This window comes from Entomobacter blattae (assembly GCF_014672835.1).
In the GTDB taxonomy this organism is placed as follows: Bacteria; Pseudomonadota; Alphaproteobacteria; order Acetobacterales; family Acetobacteraceae; genus Entomobacter; species Entomobacter blattae.
In genome coordinates, this window is sequence record NZ_CP060244.1 from 402,906 (window position 1) to 424,130 (window position 21,225).

The 21,225-nt window shown below is 46.2% G+C and carries 21 protein-coding genes; 8 read left to right on the forward strand and 13 right to left on the reverse strand.

The window, feature by feature from the left end:
- Nucleotides 1-83: 83 nt before the first annotated feature.
- Nucleotides 84-1,016 carry a lipid-binding SYLF domain-containing protein gene (locus JGUZn3_RS01815; protein ID WP_203414061.1) on the forward strand — a complete coding sequence of 311 codons (933 nt, stop codon included), beginning with the start codon at nucleotides 84-86 and terminating at the stop codon, nucleotides 1,014-1,016.
- Between the two features lie 30 nt (nucleotides 1,017-1,046).
- Here JGUZn3_RS01815 and mltG read toward each other — a convergent pair whose 3' ends face one another.
- From mltG to JGUZn3_RS01860, 9 genes are all read right to left on the reverse strand, one after another.
- Nucleotides 1,047-2,024 (reverse strand): endolytic transglycosylase MltG, encoded by a 978-nt coding sequence (gene mltG, locus JGUZn3_RS01820; protein ID WP_203414062.1) that lies wholly within the window; start codon nucleotides 2,022-2,024, stop codon nucleotides 1,047-1,049.
- 42 nt (nucleotides 2,025-2,066) lie between these two features.
- On the reverse strand, nucleotides 2,067-3,350 hold the full coding sequence (gene fabF, locus JGUZn3_RS01825; protein ID WP_203414063.1) for a beta-ketoacyl-ACP synthase II: 1,284 nt from the start codon (nucleotides 3,348-3,350) through the stop codon (nucleotides 2,067-2,069).
- A 44-nt stretch (nucleotides 3,351-3,394) separates the two neighbouring features.
- On the reverse strand, nucleotides 3,395-3,634 hold the full coding sequence (locus JGUZn3_RS01830) for an acyl carrier protein (RefSeq protein WP_203414064.1): 240 nt from the start codon (nucleotides 3,632-3,634) through the stop codon (nucleotides 3,395-3,397).
- Nucleotides 3,635-3,904: 270 nt separating this feature from the next.
- Nucleotides 3,905-4,651, reverse strand: a complete 747-nt coding sequence (gene fabG, locus JGUZn3_RS01835) for a 3-oxoacyl-[acyl-carrier-protein] reductase (RefSeq protein WP_203414065.1) — start codon at nucleotides 4,649-4,651, stop codon at nucleotides 3,905-3,907.
- A 157-nt stretch (nucleotides 4,652-4,808) separates the two neighbouring features.
- Nucleotides 4,809-5,765 (reverse strand): ACP S-malonyltransferase, encoded by a 957-nt coding sequence (gene fabD, locus JGUZn3_RS01840; RefSeq protein ID WP_203414066.1) that lies wholly within the window; start codon nucleotides 5,763-5,765, stop codon nucleotides 4,809-4,811.
- Nucleotides 5,766-5,911: 146 nt separating this feature from the next.
- Entirely contained in the window at nucleotides 5,912-6,670 is a 759-nt protein-coding gene (locus JGUZn3_RS01845) for a YdcF family protein (RefSeq protein ID WP_203414067.1), read from the reverse strand.
- 365 nt (nucleotides 6,671-7,035) lie between these two features.
- Nucleotides 7,036-8,277, reverse strand: coding sequence for a class I SAM-dependent methyltransferase (locus JGUZn3_RS01850; RefSeq protein WP_203414068.1), 1,242 nt, complete (start codon nucleotides 8,275-8,277; stop codon nucleotides 7,036-7,038).
- An 84-nt stretch (nucleotides 8,278-8,361) separates the two neighbouring features.
- Nucleotides 8,362-9,090, reverse strand: coding sequence for a type 2 periplasmic-binding domain-containing protein (locus tag JGUZn3_RS01855; protein WP_203414069.1), 729 nt, complete (start codon nucleotides 9,088-9,090; stop codon nucleotides 8,362-8,364).
- 248 nt (nucleotides 9,091-9,338) lie between these two features.
- Nucleotides 9,339-10,157: an acyl-ACP desaturase gene (locus JGUZn3_RS01860; RefSeq protein ID WP_203414070.1), complete on the reverse strand. Its 819-nt coding sequence runs from the start codon at nucleotides 10,155-10,157 to the stop codon at nucleotides 9,339-9,341.
- Nucleotides 10,158-10,374: 217 nt separating this feature from the next.
- Between JGUZn3_RS01860 and bioB the strand changes: the two genes are divergently transcribed.
- Nucleotides 10,375-11,379 (forward strand): biotin synthase BioB, encoded by a 1,005-nt coding sequence (gene bioB / locus JGUZn3_RS01865; RefSeq protein ID WP_203414071.1) that lies wholly within the window; start codon nucleotides 10,375-10,377, stop codon nucleotides 11,377-11,379.
- A 69-nt stretch (nucleotides 11,380-11,448) separates the two neighbouring features.
- Nucleotides 11,449-12,462, forward strand: a complete 1,014-nt coding sequence (locus JGUZn3_RS01870; protein ID WP_203414072.1) for a methyltransferase domain-containing protein — start codon at nucleotides 11,449-11,451, stop codon at nucleotides 12,460-12,462.
- Between the two features lie 681 nt (nucleotides 12,463-13,143).
- On the opposite strand, the gene JGUZn3_RS01875 is transcribed toward JGUZn3_RS01870, so the two are convergent.
- Nucleotides 13,144-15,522, reverse strand: a complete 2,379-nt coding sequence (locus JGUZn3_RS01875) for a heavy metal translocating P-type ATPase (RefSeq protein WP_203414073.1) — start codon at nucleotides 15,520-15,522, stop codon at nucleotides 13,144-13,146.
- Between the two features lie 137 nt (nucleotides 15,523-15,659).
- Between JGUZn3_RS01875 and JGUZn3_RS01880 the strand changes: the two genes are divergently transcribed.
- Complete coding sequence (locus tag JGUZn3_RS01880) at nucleotides 15,660-15,854, forward strand: heavy-metal-associated domain-containing protein (RefSeq protein WP_203414074.1); 195 nt, start codon at nucleotides 15,660-15,662, stop codon at nucleotides 15,852-15,854.
- Nucleotides 15,855-16,174: 320 nt separating this feature from the next.
- Complete coding sequence (locus JGUZn3_RS01885) at nucleotides 16,175-16,426, forward strand: hypothetical protein (protein WP_203414075.1); 252 nt, start codon at nucleotides 16,175-16,177, stop codon at nucleotides 16,424-16,426.
- A gap of 37 nt (nucleotides 16,427-16,463) precedes the next feature.
- Here the strand turns inward: JGUZn3_RS01885 and JGUZn3_RS01890 are convergent, their stop codons facing one another.
- From JGUZn3_RS01890 to JGUZn3_RS01900, 3 genes are read right to left on the reverse strand one after another with little or no spacing between them, the layout of a single operon-like run.
- The gene (locus JGUZn3_RS01890; RefSeq protein ID WP_338030795.1) at nucleotides 16,464-17,168 is read right to left on the reverse strand and encodes a phosphoribosylanthranilate isomerase; all 705 of its coding nucleotides are present in this window, start codon (nucleotides 17,166-17,168) and stop codon (nucleotides 16,464-16,466) included.
- Nucleotides 17,146-17,853, reverse strand: a complete 708-nt coding sequence (pyrF, locus tag JGUZn3_RS01895) for an orotidine-5'-phosphate decarboxylase (RefSeq protein WP_203414077.1) — start codon at nucleotides 17,851-17,853, stop codon at nucleotides 17,146-17,148. The genes JGUZn3_RS01890 and pyrF overlap by 23 nt, the downstream gene beginning before the upstream one ends.
- On the reverse strand, nucleotides 17,850-18,212 hold the full coding sequence (locus JGUZn3_RS01900; protein WP_203414078.1) for a LapA family protein: 363 nt from the start codon (nucleotides 18,210-18,212) through the stop codon (nucleotides 17,850-17,852). The genes pyrF and JGUZn3_RS01900 overlap by 4 nt, the downstream gene beginning before the upstream one ends.
- Nucleotides 18,213-18,498: 286 nt before the next feature.
- On the opposite strand from JGUZn3_RS01900, the gene JGUZn3_RS01905 reads away from it, so the two are divergent.
- The 3 genes from JGUZn3_RS01905 to JGUZn3_RS01915 all read left to right on the forward strand — a co-directional run bounded on the left by JGUZn3_RS01905 (nucleotide 18,499) and on the right by JGUZn3_RS01915 (nucleotide 21,127).
- Nucleotides 18,499-18,780 carry a hypothetical protein gene (locus tag JGUZn3_RS01905; protein WP_203414079.1) on the forward strand — a complete coding sequence of 94 codons (282 nt, stop codon included), beginning with the start codon at nucleotides 18,499-18,501 and terminating at the stop codon, nucleotides 18,778-18,780.
- 363 nt (nucleotides 18,781-19,143) lie between these two features.
- Complete coding sequence (locus tag JGUZn3_RS01910) at nucleotides 19,144-19,716, forward strand: NUDIX domain-containing protein (protein ID WP_203414080.1); 573 nt, start codon at nucleotides 19,144-19,146, stop codon at nucleotides 19,714-19,716.
- Nucleotides 19,717-19,825: 109 nt separating this feature from the next.
- Entirely contained in the window at nucleotides 19,826-21,127 is a 1,302-nt protein-coding gene (locus tag JGUZn3_RS01915; protein WP_203414081.1) for a dicarboxylate/amino acid:cation symporter, read from the forward strand.
- Nucleotides 21,128-21,225: the final 98 nt, after the last annotated feature.

Genomic DNA, 21,225 nt, shown 5'->3' on the forward strand with positions numbered 1-21,225 from the left:
GTATATTATGGTTATATGGCTTGGTATTATCGGGCAATAAAACCTTTCTTATCTCCCTTCTTCTACCAATATTGCGAGGCTTCATGGCGCTTAAGTCTTTCTCATCACGCATTTCCTCTCTTCTGGCGTTGAGCCTACTTTTATGGGGTACAACGGTTCTGTCCCCTGCCTGGGCGGCAAGCAATGATGACGATGATGACGATATTACTGATCAACAGTCTGTTGTCGATAAGGCAGCCCTAACGGTGCAAGATTTCTTCGTAGCCTCTCGTGGAGACGATAAAAACAACGTCGCTGATTTGCGCAAAAACCTCCAAAACTCCAAAGGCATCATGATATGCCCTTCTGTTTTTAGGCTATCATTGGTTTTCGGAGGAACTGATGGTAATTGTGTGCTCTTAGCAAGAGATGCTAAGGGATCTTGGTCTGATCCAGCCTTTTATACCTTAAGTGGTGGCTCTTTTGGCCTTCAACTTGGTGTGCAGGACTCCCAAGCCATTTTCTTTATTATGTCCCGTAAAGGCCTAAGAGACCTTATGGACCACCAAATGCACATGGGAGCTGATGCTTCAGCCTCTCTCGCCAGTATGGGTGGTTCTTCTGAAACAGGGTCAGACATTATTGCCCAACAAAAGGCCAAGGGCCTGTTTGCAGGTGTCTCACTCAAAGGCGTAAAATTAGGAATAGATAGCGGTTCTAACCACAGTTATTACCATCAGCAGGTGGGTCCAGAAGATATTTTGATCACAATGCGTGTTAATAACCCAGGAGCCGACCCTTTAAGAGCTATCTTAAATAAATACAGCGCTGGAGGAAGCACCTCTTCATCGGCTGATGACGACAGCACCTCTTCTTCAGGGGGCGAAGCCTCTTCTACACCCTCTTCAGGCCCTTATCCTGACAATTACGACCCTGAGAAATCTTATTCCCGACAGGTTAAAACCACGCCCCTTGGAACGTCGAAAGGCAAATCTTCCCACTCCAGCACTAAGCAACCCGTTAACCTTAAGCCATAAATTCTATACCCAAACCCCAAAAACCATTTTTCACTTTAAAAGATGCTGTTTTGTTGCCTTTAAAAGAGAAACATTGTGATTGTGCTCCTTAAGAGTTGTTGAAAAATTATGCTTTCCATTCCCATCTCCAACAAAATACAGCCAAGGACCAGATGCTGGATGGGCAACCGCCTGTAAGGAAGCCGCACCTGGAGCACAAATAGGATGCGGGGGTAAACCTGTAATAACGTAGGTATTATAGGGGGTTTCCACTAAAAGGTCATCGTGCTTTAATGGCCTTCCAAGACTATTTCCGTTTGATAACCCGTAAATAACGGTAGGATCTGACTGTAGCTTCATTCCCATTTGCAAACGGTTTAAGAAGACACGGGCAATCATGGCGCGCTCTGCTGGGAGAGCCGTCTCTTTTTCAACAATAGAAGCAAGAATAACCAGCTGCCCTGGCGTTGATAAGGGAATAGATTTTTCCCTGTTCTCCCATATTTTCTGAACCATATTCTTTTGGGCTATCCGCATTTTCTGCACAAGTTGCATACGGGACATACCCCAAATATAAGCATAGGTTTGAGGAAGTATTTCGGCCTCTTCTTTTAATTCTATCTGCCCCTCTAAAAAAGGGGCCCCATTAATAATGTGACTAATCTGCTGATGTGTTAAACCTTCAGGTATGGTCAGCTCATGGCGAACGGGTTTGCCAAACCGCAAAATACTTAAAATTTGCTGAATACTGGCATGGGCAGGAAAGGCAAGCTCTGCTGCATGAATTTTTCCTTCCTGTCGGGTTAATAATGCAGCAATTTTAAAGAGGCTGGCCGAAAAAAAACCTTTATGAATAAGTCCTTCACCCTGAAGGGATAATAAAGTTTTCTTAATCCCCCCTGAGGGGATCACAACATTTTTGGCCTCGCCATAAGGCCCTGGTCTAAAATAAAGGGAATATGCCGTAACCCCTATTCCTGCCATACCACACAAGATAATAGCAAAAAGAATTAAGAGCGTTTTACGCACAGATTCCCTTTTCAAATACAAGATGAAAACCTATAAAACACCTTATACCCGTTTGACAATAATGCTGGCATTCGTTCCACCAAAACCAAAACTATTAGAAAGAGCCATATCAACCCGACGCTCCTGAGCAGTATGGGCAACCCTGTCTATAACGCTTTCCCTGGAAGGAGAATAAAGGTTTAAGGTTGGTGGAACGACATTGTCTTGAATCGCCATAACAGAAAAAATGGCCTCTATGGCACCGGCTGCCCCCAAAAGATGGCCCGTTGCAGACTTGGTTGAAGACATCGCCAATTTTTTTGACGCATCGCCAAATAAACGCTCTACAGCACCCAGTTCCAAGTCATCGGCCATGGTAGATGTTCCATGAGCATTCACATACTGGATCTCTTCAGGGGTAACACCTGCACTTCTCAACGCCGCCTGCATAGCTCTTAGAGCACCACTATGCCCTTCCGCTGGTGCTGTAATATGGTAGGCATCTCCTGACATACCATAGCCAACCACTTCGGCATAAATCTTTGCGCCACGAGCTTTCGCGTGTTCGTATTCCTCAAGAACAACAACGCCAGCGCCTTCGCCCATCACGAAACCATCACGATCTTTATCCCATGGGCGAGAGGCCTCCTGCGGAGTCTCATTAAAGCCTGTCGAAAGAGCCCTTGCCGAGCAAAAACCCGCAATCCCTAAAGCACAGACAGCGGCCTCTGCCCCCCCGGCCACCATGACATCAGCATCATTGAGCATGATCAGCCGCGCAGCATCCCCTATGGCATGCACACCCGTGGCACAAGCCGTCACCACAGAATGATTAGGACCTTTAAAGCCATATTTAATAGAAACATGCCCCGAGACCAGGTTGATCAAAGCAGAGGGAATAAAAAATGGAGAAAGCCGTCGCGCCTTCCCTTCGTGAACGGTAATGGAGGCATCATAAATGGTTTTTAATCCCCCAATGCCAGAACCAATCATGACCCCGGTAGCGCAGCACTCCTCTTCTGTTTGGGGCTTCCAACCAGAATCTTCCACAGCCTCTTCTGCAGCGACCATACCAAGATGAATGAAGCGATCCATTTTTTTCTGGTCTTTAACCGGAATCCATTCAGAAAGATTCAGCTTCCCTTCTGAGCGCATCCCTTCTGGCACTTCTCCGGCAACTTGCCCCGCCAAATCAGAAGGGTCAAACGCCTTGATCCGGCCGACCCCACTTTCACCAGCAATCAGGCGCTTCCAGACATGACCAAGCCCCACACCAAGAGGGCTGACTATTCCCATACCTGTAATAACAACACGCCTATTTCCAGGAACCATTCCTGATGAACGCATTACCACTCTGCTCCTTACCGTTCAGAAACGAATCGAAAGTAAAATTAAGAAGCTTTCTGTTTTTCTATATAATCAATGGCATCCTTGACTGTAGAAATCTTTTCGGCAGCCTCTTCAGGAATTTCTACATTGAAGGCTTCTTCAAAAGCCATAACCAGCTCCACAGTATCCAAACTGTCTGCACCAAGATCATCGATAAAAGACGCTTCAGGTGTCACCTTGCCTTCTTCTACACCAAGATGTTCTACAACAATTTTTTTAACTTTGTCAGCGATTTCGCTCATGTGTCATTTATTCCTGTATACCTCCCCCAAGAGGGCGGCTTGAGTTAAAACCTGGCAACCCCTAACAGGGTAACCAGCTGTTAAAGCAGCATAGCACTTCGCTTCTTATGAAATTAACAGCTTCATGTAAAGAAGGCGAAAGGATATTTCGCGAGTTTTTATAGCTGCTACCACTAAGATACAAACCTCTATGCTGTATTTTCGATATTTTTCTTCAAAAAAACAAACGCTATAACATTTTTGCCATATTCTTATTGATAGGCCTCTGCGTTAAAACATACCCATTCCACCATTAACATGCAACGTACTTCCCGTAACCCATGCTGCTTCCTCTGAAGCAAGATAGACGACAGCAGCGGCAACATCTTTGGGTTTTCCAATTTTTGCAAGAGGAATAGAAACTTCTAGCTGTTTTTTATACTCTTCTGGTAAATTTTGTGTCATGGCCGTATCAATAAAGCCTGGAGCGACAACATTTACCGTTACTCCCCTGCTTCCGGCCTCTTTGGCCAAGGACTTACTCATACCGATCATACCAGCTTTTGCAGCTGCATAATTAGCCTGGCCAGCATTCCCTGTCATTCCAATAATGGAAGCAATGTTGATAATACGCCCTGAACGACGCTTTAACATCCCCTTTAAAGCAGAACGGCTGAGATAAAATGGTATGGAAAGATCCATTTCCAATACCTTAGCCCAGTCTTCATCTTTCATGCGAATCGCAAGGGTATCACGGGTAATCCCCGCATTATTTACCAAAATATCCAATGGGCGGCCATGGGCGAGGCGCTCTGCATCCGCAATGAGGGTTTCTACCGCGGCCTTATCAGAAAGATCGGCCACTAGACTATGAACCCGCTCGCTCCCGATTGACGCTGCTATTTCTGCCAAAACTTCCTGGCGAGACCCTGAAAGCACCACCTCTGCCCCTTGGGCATGGAGTTTACGAGCAAGTTCAGCGCCTATCCCGCCAGAAGCACCCGTTACAAGAGCCAGCTTTCCATCTAACCTGAACATCTGGATTATCCTCTTCCCAAGATTACGGACATATTAACGATACCTTAACTGCTATAAAACCCTGCTATAAACGCTATCCTACCCTGACTGGTAAGAGCGCGCTTTGCCCTATGAACGCCAAACTTCCCTACGGGAATTAAAAGGTCTAAGAAGCGTACTAAAATATTTTCAGAATGGCCTCGACCTCTTCTGGTGTGCCTACGGTATAGGAGTCTGCATCAGGGGCAATACGTTTAACCAGGCCAGAAAGGACCTTCCCTGCACCGATCTCTACAAAAGAATCGATATTATGCTCAAGCATAAACTCCATGGATTCTCGCCAGCGCACAGTACCTGTCACCTGTTTTACAAGGAGGTGAGAAATTTTGGAAGCATCTCGCACATAATCTGCCACAACATTCATCACCACAGGGAGAACTGGTGTGTGAAAATGCACTTTTCTAAGGGCTTCTTCGACGATCTTTGCTGCAGGCGCCATTAAACTGCTATGGAACGCTCCAGAAACAGGTAACAATAATGCCCTTCTTACCCCACGGGCTTTGGCTTTTTCGACTGCATTTTTTACGGCATCCAGATCGCCAGAAATAACAACCTGGCCGCCGCCATTATCGTTAGCAATTTCAACAACACTCCCCGCCGGTTCACTTTCTTGCGCTTCCTGGCAAATGTCCTGAGCTTGTGCCAGATCCACCCCTAACAGGGCAGCCATGCCACTTTCCCTCTTCTCGCAGGCTTTCTGCATCGCCTCTCCACGCAGGCGAAGAAGACGTGCGGCTGTCGCAATATCAAGACATTGGGCTGCAATCAATGCAGAATATTCTCCCAAAGAATGGCCAGCATAAGCCGTTACAATCCGTTTTGGGTCTATCCCCCCTTCGACCACCAATACCCTCATAACTGCCATAGAAACCGCCATTAAGGCCGGCTGTGCATTTGCTGAGAGTGTCAGCTCTTCCATCGGTCCATTAAACATAAGCCTGGAGAGCCGGAAGGATAAAGCATCATCAACCTCGTCAAAAACCTCACGGGCTGAGGCAAAACTCGCAGCGAGATCGCGGCCCATACCAACATATTGGCTGCCTTGTCCAGGGAAAATAAACGCATACACAGACATGCTAAATGTCTTTCTCCATAAAATATAAAATGACGGCTATGGTTCTCAGAGTTTTTACTCGCCGCTGCCTTCATACCAGTTTCCTGGCAAGCTGCAAACAAATACTCCCTTTTTATAATGAGGTTTTTCCTTTCTCCACCTCCATTTTAAAACGGTTCCTGCCGTATTTTTTGCCAAACCCTGCCCAGAACCAGCATGGTACAATCATATAAAAGGGCCGGTATTTCTCTTAGGCGCCAATACCAACGCCTAAGTTTACGCGGTGCAGCAGGAACGTTGGGCCAAACCCCCACGCACTTCCAGCCTAATAACCGCATAAGAACCCAACAACGAATGATATGATAGGCACTACTTACCAGAACAACCCTATAACCTGTTTTTTTCCCAGAACGATGCCCAGAACGATGATAGAGGTGATGATATAGACGATGACGTAAAATCCTATCAAAAAAATGATTTTCAAAAGAAATGCTTTCAGAGGGAAGCAGTCTGGCCAGTAAAGCAGAGCAAATTTTTACAGAATCGAGCGTATCAAGCGCGTGGTTTTCACAAAATATATCCTCTGGCTTAACATGATTTTCTACCAGCAAGCACTGCATGCTTTGGGCCTCACTATGGGTCTGGTGGTATTTTTTCCCCGTAACACCCCCTGTGGGTATGTACAGAATACGCCGATACCCTTGAGCCCGAAGGAAAGAAGCATAAGAGACTGCCCGTTCCACACGATGGCGCATAACATTCCGAACCTGCCCGTTGGGGCGATGCGCGGCACCAAAAATAATAATCACCGCCTCATACCCCCAAGGGGAAGAAAGAGACTTACCCTTTATTGAGCCCTTCTCTATTGCCCCCTCCTCTATCGGACCCTTCTCTATCAGACTTTGATTTTGGAGTATTTCAGGCATGGCATATGGGAACGTTTTGGCTCATCCATCCAGAATTCCTTCGGATAACGAAGCTGCCTTGCATTCCACTTATCCTTTCTGTCATTCCAAACACACTCCTTAATCACGATAACCTTGCCGCTATGAGCCCTCTCTTCTTATGATGGGTCTCTCTACCAATAAGGCACCTCTCGCTGGCTTAAGCAGCCAGCCAGTGTCTACTCCGTCCCCTGAAAGTAAAAGCCGTATCCCCATTGAAGGGAACGGGGTTAAAGGAACGATTGACCTTAGAGGTGCAAAACTTGATGATCTGCTATGCGAGGTCCCAAATATGCAGGCCCCCAGAGGGTCATGGTCGGCCAGTTTTGTGGAAGACAAGGGTCTCCTTATGCAGGAGCCCTCAGCAAAACCTTGTTCAAGGAGGAAAAAAACGTAAATGTCTCTTTCCATATCTTTTCAAACTTGACAGTAGAAATCCCTCTACCAGCCAAAATGGCCTTTATCTCACCTACGGTCCGCACGCCATCTATCAATCCCAACACTGTCTGGGCATAGGCGGGCACGGGCAATAAGACCTGAAGGGTTCCAAACTCTGCAACCATACGGCCATCAGGTCTGATCTGTTTTGCCAAAACCTCTGCTGGCATCTCCCGCATGATGGGAATGGCCTCGTCTGAAGAAGGGTCAAGCAAGGGCGTCTCTTCCCCTTGTTTTTGCACATAGACAACATGGGTAGCCATGTTCCCACAAACCTCCTCTGCCATAGCTGCTTGCTCCTGCCAGGACAAAAGGCCAATACGTTCCTTTAACCGAGCATCGGGTAAAAAAAGCAAAGGGTTATAACGGGCTGGTTCCATAAAGGTTTTGATCGCCAAACCAGCCTGTTCCAGTAACAAAACAAACGCATCGACAGTATAGGCCCGATCCCTGGGATTCAGCAAAAGGTCATAGAGGCCTGCATCGCCCCCTGTTAAATGATCCCCAAAATTGCCATTAAACCTTAGCCATGCCGTAGCGGGTAAATTTTTCATCACGCGCCGGGCCACATCGAGGCGTTTTTCTGGAGGCTCTTCAATTGACGTCAGTCTGCGCAAGACATCCTGAACCATATAAACCCCTGTTCGGCCATAAGGGGCATACACCATTAAACCCATGCCTCCACCTGGAGAAAGCCCATTTTTCAAAACAGAAAGCCCTAGAGCTGGGTCGGCCAAATGATGGAGAACACCACAGCAATCAATATAATCAAAACTTCCAAGATTTAAGTCGGGTAAATCCTCGATAGCGGCTTGATGAAAAGAGATATTGTCCAATTTACGAACTTCAGCCCGTTTACGGGCAATTTCCAAGGCTGCTTTTGAACGATCAAGACAGATAACCTCTGCTTGACGGCTACGGGCCAGTTGCTGGGCCAGCATAATGGCGCCATCTCCCGTGCCGCAGCCCGCAATAAGAGCACGAAAAGGACTATTTTGCAGGCGTTGAGCCCCAAAGACCCAATAATCAATTTCCCGCAAGTGACTGGGTGTACCGATAAACAGGCGTTTTGTTTCCTCCATCGGGTTGCGAGCAGGATAAGGATAAGCTTCATATTGGGCCTTTAGCCCTGCTTCTACATCTTGATCCATACCAGCTTGCCCTTATTTTTATGATGGTGCGTTAATAGGAATGGGTAACAGCCCTAAGGGAATTTAACCTCACTTATTAGTGCCCTAACGGCCAATCAACCGGCCTCGTTGCCAGGCTTCAGCAGCCTCGGCAGGAGTCATCCCCTTCTGGATGACCGCTTCCTCTAGGGCAAATAATACCTTTTGCCCCAGCAACAACCCTTCTAGCTCATCAAATAGATCACTATCAAAATTCTTGCGAGAAGAGCGATGAATAAGAAGCTGGGCTTTTTGCGACACAGGCAGAACCCTTAACGGATCAGCTAGCGCCTTGCCTGCTAAAGAGGCAAGGAAGGAGCCCTCTGGCCAGCAATAATAGCTATGGGCCTCTTTACCGATACGAGTACTAAACTGTTCATCTTGCTCAGGAAGGGACAGAAGCTCGATCTGGGAAGGCAATAGTTCGTAACGATCAAGAAAGTGCCCGACCCATTGCCGATAACCATCAGCCACATAGAGTTTGGCATTTTGCAAGCCCATCAGAGCTTTACAATTTTCTACCCCCCCTGTGTTCGGGCCAGCAATACAAAGACTGGAAGTATATAAATCCCCAATCAGTTCACTATCTGCTATTGGGAAAAGAGCTGCGTCATAATCGGGCAGCCAGAGGGAGACCACCATATCCAGCTCGCCTTTTGCAAACATGGAGGCCAGCTCTCTGCCCTCACCGGTTGTTAGGTCGGTATCAATACCATAAGCATCAAGCACGCGCAGGATTACCGCAGCGTTCAGTTCATGGCGTAAGGTATTGATGTAACCCAATCTAAAATTCATAATTTATCCCTAAAATAACTGATCATCCCAAATTTTCGACCCCTATTCCCCCACTTTCGACAAGCTTACACACGCTCTTTTCAACCCCAAAACTATCAATGACACGCCACACAACACCACTCCTGAGCGGTTGAGTCTTTGCCTCTAGGCACAGTTTTAGCGAAGACCATTTTCAATCTTGCGAGTTTAAATCTGGCCAGGCAGCCCGGCCCGACCAAACCAAATAAGAAAAACACTTAAAAATGGGCTTAAAGAGTTAGTTTTTTATAATAATGCTGCCTTTTGCTAACCAAGTAATAAACCATGTAGGAAAGAATTTTATTCACACGGTCTGATGGTGTAAACCCAATGACTTTGCAGATCATGGACACAACCCGCCTGAAATGATGGGGCTGGTAATATTGCATCGCCCGGGACATATAGGCCGCTATATTGCGTTTATGAACATAGGGCATGTTAGGGGGATTGTTTGTGGTATGATAGGCTGTCGCCAGTTCATCATCTTCACTTTCAGCAACACGCCCCAAAGCAATCCGTGCACGCTGCCACCTATTAAGCTGCTCACGTTTCATATAACGGTTCATCTGGTCATAGAATAATTTGTAATGCCGTAATTCATCTGCTGCTATCAAACGGCAAAGCTCCTTCAGAGCTGGCTCTTCTGTGGAATCCCCCAAAGCAGTATAAAAAGAGGATGTTCCTGTTTCTACCATGCTACGGGCAATGAGTTCGCCAGTCTTTGAGCCACGAATGGAGGAATCGACATCCAGCTTAAGGGAAAAATTTTTCTGGTAACGGGCAAAAGCCTCTTGATAATCCCATGTTGGATCCGCAAGAGAGGCCCATTTGCCTAGGGCATCCCCATGCTGTATTTCCTCAACGGCCCAATCTTCTACCGCAGCAATAATTTCTGGATCATCAGCAAAAACATTTTTCAGGTAAATAACATATTCCACACTGTTTCGTTCAACAACAGATGCGGCCTTTATGATGGGGACAATATCTGGATCGACCTTATCTTTGCGGAACTTGCCCCAGTCCAGTTTATCCATATCCCAACGCTTCATCTCTACCTCCTATAACGGAACTGAAAAATATCCTATGGGCCCCTTCCCCTGCAACCTTTTTTCCAAAAGATATTTCCTTATATCTGTTTTTTATGGTGAAAATCGTTCATGATGGTATGCTTTTAGGAATGCACCTATTTCTATTGGATGACAAGAGAGAATAAACCATCAACTTTTTCTTCTTGCCCTTCAGTCCTTAAACTCAGGAATATCCGACATGTCTGCCGATGGATCCCTTCATACTATCCCTGCTTCCCTTCGTCCCTCCCCAGAAGAGGTTTTCCTCCGCCATAACTGGCAACATGACGAGGTAGAGGCCCTTTTGGCATCTCCCCTTATGGATCTTCTTTTTCAGGCCCATACCCTCCATCGCCGGTTTTTTGACCCCAACGCCATACAGATTTCCTCTCTGCTCTCCATCAAAACAGGGGGGTGTCCCGAAGATTGTGCCTACTGTCCCCAAAGTGCTCAGCATGAGGAGCCAACCCCGGCCAGCCGCCTTATGGCTATAGAAACCGTTTTGCAGGAGGCCCGTAAAGCCAAAGAGGCCGGTGCAAGGCGCTTTTGCATGGGAGCAGCCTGGCGCTCTCCCAAAGAAAGGGATATGGAGACGGTTTGCCAGATGATTGAAGGCGTTAAAGCCTTGGGGATGGAGACATGCGTCACTCTTGGCATGCTCTCTGCAACCCAAACCGCCCAGCTCAAAAATGCAGGCCTAGATTATTACAATCATAACCTTGATACTTCTGAAGAATATTACCAGCAAATTATCACCACCCGCACCTATCAAGACAGGTTGGATACCTTGGAGCTTGTTAGAGAAGCAGGTATTAACATTTGTTGCGGTGGCATTATCGGCATGGGAGAAGATGTTTCTGACCGGGCCTCTCTCCTACTCACCCTAGCCAATCTTCCCAAACATCCGGAAAGTGTGCCCATTAACCTTCTGATCAAGGTGAAGGGCACCCCCCTTGAGCTCAACGATGATATAGACCCGCTAGAATTTGTTCGTACTATTGCTACAGCCCGTATCATGATGCCTACCAGCTATGTCCGCATGGCAGCAGGGCGCACCAACATGACAGATGAGCTCCAGGCCATGTGTTTTTTTGCCGGTGCCAATTCTATCTTCTACGGGGAAAAGCTACTAACAGAACCTAACCCTGCCCAAAACCATGACAGGGCCCTTATAAACAAGCTGGGTATGCACCTTCAGCCATAACTCTTATCCACATTTGTAAAGCCCTTTAACTTAGTAAAACTCTTTGACTTAACGATTGGGAATAAATCCATGTCTGGCATCGTGCTATTACGGCATCAAAATTTGCGAAAGGGTATTGATTTCCGTTCTGTACGATGTCTGGAAATTGGAGCTCTTAGCAGCCCGGTTATTCATCGAGAAGAAGGAGAAGTGCTTTATGCCGACCATCTTTCTACCGAAGGGCTCAAAAAACAATTTGCCTGGGACCCTGGCCTTGACCCTGAAAGTCTTGTCCATGTTGATGTGGTATGGCAAGAAAAAAGGCTTAGAGACTGTGTTAGTGGGACGTTTGACTATGTTTTTGCCTCTCACGTTGCAGAACATGTACCAAACCTGGTTGGCTGGATGGAAGAAATCCGGGAAGTCTTAAAACCTCAGGGCGAACTTCGCCTTGTTATCCCCGATGCGCGTTATTCCTTTGATATGAATCGCCAATTAACCCGCCTGGCTGACTTGATGGCCGCCTGGATGAAAAACCTGCGCTATCCAGACACTTCCATGGTTCTAGACTTTGCCTTAAACAAGATAACCGACTCTGAAGTCGATCTCCCCGCCCTTTTTACCGGCCCCCTAAAAGGCAAAGATCTTCATGCCCAATTTCCCTTTTCAGAAGTACTAATGTGGGGACAGAGAACGCTGAACCCTCACCATTACGAAGATGTCCATTGCTGGGTGTTAACCCCGCGCCATTTTGCTCAATTGATGATTCCCTTAGCAGAAAACAATATTCTTCATCTCGCCTGTGCTGACTTTGTTGACAGCGACCCACCAGGGTTTGAGTTTATCTTGCACTTAACCCCAGAAGAAAATAAAGAAAAACTCGTCGCCAGCTGGAAGACCCTTCTTGAGAAAGCCAAAGACCCCATTCCCGGCTCCTTTGCAGAAAAAGAGCACCTTGCCCAACAGGAAGTTCAGAACACATTCCAGCACATTAAAGCTGAAAATGCCATGCTACACCATCAACTCCAGGCAATACTCAACTCAACCTCGTGGCGTATCACCGCGCCACTCCGTGCTATCATCCAGAAATTCAGAAAAGAGTAAAAGCCATCCACCTCCCTTTTTGGAGAAAGCAAAACCTTTCTGGCCGATGACCCGTGCCCAATATATTCTCCATCACTCCTTCTGCCTTCTTCTCGTCCCTGCCTTTTGTTGGCTTTAGCCTTATCCTTTCACCCCCTTATTGATGGCTTTGCTGTAAGCACACCTCATCAAGTACAAAAAGGGAACTTTTTTGCAAAAAGCAGCCCCTTCTTCCACTATGGCAGTTAGTATCGCTGTGGATAGAACACCATTCACTAGTCAGTCATTTCCAAGAATCAATTCCAGAAGAGATCGCACCTTGCTGGCGTATCTTCGTGAGGTGAACAGCCTTTTCATAATAGGCTATCATAAAGACTATTGATTCATCATAAACAGCGTTTTGGACATCCATTCCCCATAACAAAATATAATTATTGGCCAATTCAGCCCGTAAGCTCAGTTTAGCCAGTGCATATTCAGCCGCCGCCTGCTGAGCAAAAATTTCTTGTTCTCGTGTTCTATTTCGTATTAAAGATCAAAAAAGAAGATCTCTTGTTGGATTGTCTTGTAAAGCTATCTGGTCGAGAGGTCATATAAGCGTTCATGAACGAACGAGTAAGAATCTTTCCCCCAGCAGAAGATAATGCTGAAATGGCGTAGGAAACCAATCGTTAGCTTTCCCGATCCTGTCCAAGACCCATTCTATAAAACAGCGTCTTTTCCTAAATAACAAGGGGTACCCTTATACTGATGGGCTTTACCTTTCCAGCGCAATAGACGACTGGCGTTAGCTACAACACACACACTGCTTAAAGCCATAGCCCCCCCCGCCACAGCGGGGCTTAAGGCACCACTTGCCGCAAGGGGAATACCAATAACGTTATAAACAAAGGCCCAAAACAACCCTTGACGGATTCTTTTGCTAGTCAGCCGGGAAATCTCTAAAGTATCGGGCACCAAGAGCAGGTCTGAGCGCATCAGGGTTACACTGGCTGCCTGCACAGCCGCCCCTGTTCCACTTGCAATCGCAATACCCACATCCGCTGCAGCCAGTGCGGGAGCATCATTAATCCCATCCCCAACCATGGCAATTTTCGGATAGGGTGCTCGTTGATCGTTCTGACGTAAAGATTGCAGTATTTCTTGTTTTTCTTCTGGAGAGAGAGCGGCGTAAACCGTTTCCAAACCCACATTTTTTGCAATACGGTAAGCAATATTTTTACCATCACCGGTCAGCATAGCTGTTTGTATGCCCATATTTTTTAAGTCCTTGAGCGTCTCCTGGGCTTCATTGCGGACCTTATCGTCAAACAAGACAGCACCAAGAAGGACAGGCTTGCTCCTTATATCATGCGAGCGCATGGCCAAATAGGAAACCGTTAGATTCTCCTCGTCCTCAGATAGTCCAATGCCCTCAAGCTCCTGAGGGGTAAACCCGTAAAAATTCATTAATCGGGTATTCCCAAAAATATAGGTTATTCCATTAATAGTCCCCTCAACGCCCCGCCCTTCTTGACGTAACACCTTGAAATTCACAACCTCATCCAACAAAACTTTTTTCTCAAGTGCTGCTGCAGTAAGGGCCTGAGAAAGAGGATGTTCACTATATTTGGAAAGGGAGCCCATAAGGTGTATCATCCGCCCCTCCTCCATCGTTTTTTCACCGTCGTTCGTTTTTATGGGACAGATCCTTACCACACCCGGAAGACCCTCGGTTAGGGTACCTGTCTTATCAAAGGCCACAAACCCCACCTGAGAGGCTTCCTGCATAACTTCTGCATCACGGATGAGTATTCCAGCCCGAGCAGCTGCCCCATTTCCAGCAGCAAAAGCCGTAGGGGTAGCCAAACCCAACGCACATGGACAAGCAATCACCAGAACAGAAGCGGCATTAATTAACGCATCATGCCACGGAGCACCAGCCACAACCCAACCTAAAAATGTTAAGACAGCTACCCCAATGACAATAGGAACAAAAACAGCACTCAGACGATCCACCAGTTTCTCTAAAGGCGCTTTCGAGGCCTGTGCCGTTTCAATAAGACGGATAATGGCAGCCAGGCGTGTTTCTTTCCCCAGTCGTAACACTTCAACAACAAGGTGGCTATCGAGGTTAGTGGTCCCTTCTGTGACTTCATCTCCAATATTTTTTTCTACCGCATCGCTCTCCCCCGTTAGCATCGCTTCATCAACATAGGCTGAACCCGCAACAACCTTTCCATCGACTGGAAAAATATCTCCAGGCAGAACCACCAGCCGATCATGCACTTTAACTTCAGCCAACGCCCTATCAACATAACCTGTGGGCTCCTCTGGCGCTTCAACATGCACCACCGCAGGGCGCATTGATTGTAAAGACTGCACAGAAAGAGCTGCTTTTCTACGGGTAGCATGCTCAAGCCATTGACCCAGCAAAATAAAGGTAATGATTAAGGCTGAACTTTCATAATAAAATCCCATGGAGGAGACAGGCCCAAAAAAGCTTTTAATAAGGATATACGTGCTAAGCCCCCAAGCGGCTGTAGAGCCTAAGGCTACCAACACATCCATATTGCTTGAGCCTGAAACAATCGACCGGAAGCCAGCTTTATAAAAACGAGCCCCCAACCAAAACTGTACAGGGGTTGCCAGCAAAAACTGAATCCACCCAGGTAACATGGGCGTGGAAGTTGCATATTCCAAAAACATAGAGAGAACCAACGGAATAGTGAACACTATCGCCCAAACTAAATGGGCTTGGTCTCTTTGTTCCCGCTCCGCCATACGGGATTGATACTCCCCCACCGTAGAAGGATTTTCTCGGTTAATATAATAAGCTTTGTAGCCCTTTTTGCTTACAGCCTGTTCAACAGCTTCCTGGATTGCCAACAGATGTTGTTGTGCAGAAGTTGCCAAATAAACCCGAGCCTGCTCGGTTGTAAAATTTACACTGGCACCCTTGACTCCCTCAACATGCTGGATGGCCTTTTCAACACGCCTAACACAAGAGGCACATGTCATCCCTTCAATTGAAAAATCCATACTGGTCTCTTCTTGTGAAGAGCCTTCACTTTCTTGAGAGTGAAAGAGCGCTTTATCCATTGGTGTTTCCATCTTCATCAAAAAACAGAGCTGTAGAGATGTTTTTATTTCCGCCTGTTCTTTACATATTTTTCTTTATACACAAATACAAGAAAGACACTCGTAACGATAACAATTTATTTAAGAAGGAATGATTTATGACACAGACTTTCCAAGTAGAAGGAATGACATGCAACCATTGTGCCCAAACAGTAACAGACGCGGTGAGTGCCCTAAAAGGAGTTGAGGGCGTAACTGTAGACCTCAAAAAGGGAGAAGTGCATGTGAATGGAGCTGGGAATGTAAAGGAGATCAAAGAAGCCATTGAAGAAGAAGGGTATATTGTAAAATGAAGGCAAGGGTTCCATAAAATAGCCATTATGGAAAAGTTTATTAGGAACTCATTCACCCTTATCACAAGAAATTAAAGGTATTTATTCTAGTATTTCCACTCTATTTTTTGAAATTAACTATATTTTATAAAATATCATGTATTAATCGGCATGATGCTACTAATGACTTGGGTCTCAATTATAATTGATCTCAATAAAATGTGATTAATCCCACATAAAAATGTCGCTTTTATAAAATTAGCTAATTTTTTACAAAAATAATAAACCATTACAAAAATTATATGTTTATTAATAAAAATATAATTAAGGTATGAAAGTGCATGACTCTCTATTCTTTAAATCAACCGAAAACACATGCAGCCCGCAAAGCGATGGCCACCCATGGCAAGAACATGGCTGCTGATCTTGTTTTTTTGGAACACTGGGAAAGCACGCCCGTTCCTACGACCTCCTCCTTATTACGGGCCTTACAAATAAAAAAGGCCAATCCTGAACTCATGCAAGCTATCAGCAATGAAATTAAAGCATGTACCAAACCCTCATGCTGCAATCAGATAAGCCGTAATAAGTAAACTAATAAGTAAACAGAGTAAGCCAATGCCTATAGGCTTAAGCAGGAGGGGGTAAACCCTTTTTTGCAGCCATAATAAAATCGCGGATCAAGGCGGGTTCTTTTTTCCCTGGAGCTGTTTCCACACCTGATGAAACATCCACTGCTCGTGCCATGGACTGCTTAAGGGCTGTTTGCACATTTTTTGCTGTTAATCCGCCTGCAAGCAACCAGGGAACTGGGGCTTGCCATTGCGCGGTTAAGCTCCAATCAAAACTATGGCCCATCCCACCTGGCAAGGGGTCTTCCTTCTGTGTTTTAGCTTCAACCACCAATCCGTTCGCTGGAGTCTCCAAGGGGAGGTCATCTACAGTAGAAATCCCGCAAGAGTGCCAGACAGGAAGAGAGAGCTGCTTTTGAATTGCCCTAACATAGTCTACTTTTCCATAATACTGGACAATATCAATAGGAAGAAAAGAACGGGCCGAATCTATTTCCTGCCAACTGGCCCCTACAAACAACCCCACAATTTTCGGCAAGGCTCTCATCCCGTGTTGGGAAGAGTCCTCACAACGTAAAGCGGCTTCTTGCCATAATGCAGCCGCTTGCTGTGGGGAGACATAACGAGGAGAACGGGAGAAAAAAACAAAACCCACCCAATCAGCCCCATATTCGATAGCGGCCTTGAGCGCAGCGGAAGTATTCAAACCGCAAATTTTTACCTTTACCGTCAAAAACTTCCTACCCTTCCAACTCCTTGGCAATCGCCTCTGCTGCTGCAGCTGGATCTTCCGAACGGGTGATAGGTCTTCCCACAACAATCCAGTCCGCTCCCGCATCGCGAGCCTCAGCAGGGGTCATCACCCGTTTCTGATCCCCATTCCCCGCCCCTGCTGGGCGGATTCCCGGTACAATTAATTTAGGTGTTGAACCCAACCGGCTACGCAACAAGCTAATTTCCTGAGGGGAACAGACCAGACCATCTGCCCCAGAAACCATAGCCAGCTCCCCTAACCTTAAAACCTGCCCCCGCGGGCCACCACAAGCCACTGTCTCCTGATAGGCCAAGCGATCTAGACTGGTCAGCACAGTAACGGCCAAGAGTAAAGGTCTTTCCTCAGGGGAGAAATGCTCTTCAAGAGCATTTCTGGCCGCTTTTACCATGGCACTTCCCCCTGAAGCGTGCACCGTAAGCATATCTGGCTTAACAATGGAAACACTACCTATTGCAGAGGCGACTGTATTAGGAATATCATGCAATTTAAGGTCAAGAAAAATCTTTCGGCCTTCCCCTAGCTTACTCACTGCCCGCAAACCACAAGCATACGAAAACTCAAGGCCAATTTTTATAATATCCGCATAGGGGCCAACCTGGGTGGCCCATCGCTCAGCCTCATCAGCATCTTTCGTGTCTAAAGCGACAATCAGCTTTGTTTTATGGCTATTCACGCCGAAGGTGCCCCACTGGGCCCGGCTAGATTATCCTTAACAGGCTGCAACACCCCTCCCCCGACAGAAGGCTGCGTAACAGGCAAAGAGGCCATTTTTGCCTGAATTTCTGCAATCTGCTCTTCCAAGGTGGTATTTTTCTGTTCTGCCTTACGGGCCCTTTTCCACTGCTTCATGGCAGAGAGCCATAAGATAAAGGCCCCCAGGAAAAAGAATAAAACAGCAACAATAAGAACAACAACCCCCACAGAAGCATCTTTTGTGGTAAAAAACAGATTAATCGGAAATTTATCCTGATTAAAAATATTAAAGGCAATTAATAGCACAAGAAAAACAAGTGTAACAACGAGACGAAGCATGAAATTTTATTCTCCACAACCCTAACTTTAAAAGTAACGCAAAACCTTTTCAAAAACCACCCTTTCGACAAAAATTTCCCTAATCTGTACTGTTTTTTATAAAAAGCCTCCCATATTGCTGTAAAATCCCGCACAAAAACAAAAGGACCACTGAAGGAATTCTGTGCGGGAATGATGAAAGTCTTAATACGCACTTTGGAAGGCTTTATTGCTCTTTCTTATCAGTCTCTCATAGAGCTCACAAGGGAAAGCCACACCGAAATAGGAGAGGAAAGGAGATAATTCCATGAGCAATATCGTCCCTATCCGTTCACGCCGGAAAGGGGAAATCTGGGCGGTTATAGCGCTGGTCGGCAAGAAAAAAGTTGTAGCCAGTATATATTCCACATTTGAAGCCGCCCAAGCCGACTGCCAATGGCGTAGGCAACAGGTTACAGCTTATACAAATTTTTTGCAAAACTCTCAACAGCCTGTCCCTTTCTACACTATTACACCATTCTCTCGCAATGAGCTTCCCAAGCAATGGCGCCCCTTACCGGCGCTGGGTTTTTTGCACGGCTCCCTATAAAGGGTTCTTCACTAAGAAATAAAAAGGCCAATCTCTACGGCATTCCCAACCCTGTTTCGGCCATAAAAACCATACTCATATCTTTTATACTTATGGCTTGTTTACGCTTAAGGCTTGTTTACGGCATTTCCCCAGTGATAAAGTTGATAAGGTCTTTCGTTGAGGTCTTTCAAAGAGCCCCTGAACAATCCCTGCGCCTTTAAATTTCCATAATCTCTTATTATCTGTAGGAGTAAGATCTTAATTGCCGTCTTCTCGCTTTTTCAGCCCTGTTAGATTTGAATTTTAGCAACTCCAAACAATTTTAAAGCCGTTTTCTATCCAGTATTGAAACACTTCTCTTTTTTTCAGACTTTAAGGCTTATGATGGCACTCAAAAAAACATCCAACGGGACAACAATTCTCTCAACCCGTACCGCCTACGAAAATAGGTGGCTTAAAATTCGTGAAGATATCCTCCTTTACCCTAATGGAAAGGAAGGGCTATACGGCATTGTAGAACGAGGAGAGTTTGCTGTGATTTTCCCTCTGGGAGACGGCCCCGAAGGAAAAACCGTTACCCTTGTTAATCAATACCGCTACCCTGTAGACAAGAGCTTATGGGAACTTCCCATGGGAATGTGGGAACTTAACCCTACGGCCGCGCCGGAAGATGTCGCTCGTGGCGAGCTAGAGGAAGAAACCGGCCTTCGTGCCCAACATATTCAAAATGTTGGGAGCTTCTACCAAGGGGCAGGCTACTCCAACCAGAAAGGGCATGTTTTTTTGGCAACGGGCCTCTCCCAGCATGCCACACAGCGCGAAAGCACTGAAATAGACATGATGACAAAGACCTTTCCCCTCTCAGAAATGACCAACATGATTGAACGGGGCGAGATTGTTTGTATGGTCAGCATTGCTGCTTATGGTGTACTTTGCGCAAAAAAACTCATCTAAAATTACAAAAATAAAATTACAAAAAATTGCGCATTGCTCTTCAGTTTATTAACCAAAGCCTGTAGACCTGAAAGAAGATAGACAACCTATTTTTTCGGGAAATACAGATATGGCTCAGGCACCTGTTCAAAAAAGCACAGCTGCACACCGAACACGTCTTATTCTGCTTGGGATGGTGTTAGGCGGAATTACTGGCATCATCTGTCATGCCCTAGGACCAGATATTGCCAAATCCTCTACTTTTTTTGCCAATATTATTGTTACAATCTTCCTGCGCCTCATCAAAATGATTATCGCCCCGCTGGTTTTTGCCACTCTCGCGGCCGGAATTGGCGGTTTGGGAGATACAAAAGATGTGGGCCGAATTGGCATACGGGTTATGATATGGTTTGCCGCTGCCTCTCTTGTTTCCCTTACCATAGGCCTGATTGCAGCCAATATCTTACAACCTGGGCTTGGCTTTAGATCTTCTTCCTTACCGCAAACATTGGATTCTACTCTTTCAAGCCACGGAAAGTTTAATATCACCCAGTTTTTTATTCATATCGTGCCCACCAGCGTTATGGATGCCATGGCCCGCAACGATATTCTGGAACTCGTGGTGTTCGCCATCATGTTCGGTATTGGCATTACGGCCCTCCCCAAAGAAACCGCTCAGCGTATCCACGAAGCAGTTGATGGGCTAGCGCATATTATGCTGCGTATGACGGATATGGTCATGCTCACAGCCCCCATTGCCGTTTTTGCAGCCATTATGGAAGCCACTGCCCGCAGCGGTGCAGGAATCCTTGAGCATTTTGGCGTGTTTCTGCTGGAATTCTATGGAGTTGTGTTGGTTTTATGGATTGTCCTTATTGGTGCCGGTTATATGATGCTGGGGAAGAGAGTTTTCTCTCTTATCAAGCAAATTACCGAACCCTTACTTTTGGGATATGCCACGGCCAGTAGCGAATCTGTTTTTCCCCTTCTCATGGAAAAGCTTGAGGAATGGGGTGTCCCGCCAAAAATCAGTGGGTTTGTTATTCCGCTGGGATATAGCTTTAACCTTGATGGCAGTATGGTCTTCGAATCCTTTGCAGCCCTCTTCATTGCGCAGGCCTATGGTATTGAAATGAGCTTACAGCAACAAATTACCATGCTGCTGGTCATGTTTATCAGCAGCAAAGGAGTAGCCGGAGTGCCCCGTGCTTCTCTAGTTATGATTGCCGCTGTTATCCCCAATTTTGGATTGCCAGAAGCAGGACTGATGCTGATTATTGGGATTGATCACTTTCTGGATATGGCTCGCACGGCTACCAATGTTATTGGGAATGCCATTGCCGCAGCAATATCAGTACGCTGGGCCCATTCCCTGCAACCGGAAAATGCGCTAGAATCTCCCGCCCTACCCTCCTTGCAAAAGGAGCTCTAACAGCTTTTATAGAAAGAATATCCTCTTTCACCGGGCTAAAATGGTGATGACACCCTTTCACTGACCTGGCCCATTTTCTCTTTATCAATCATCACACC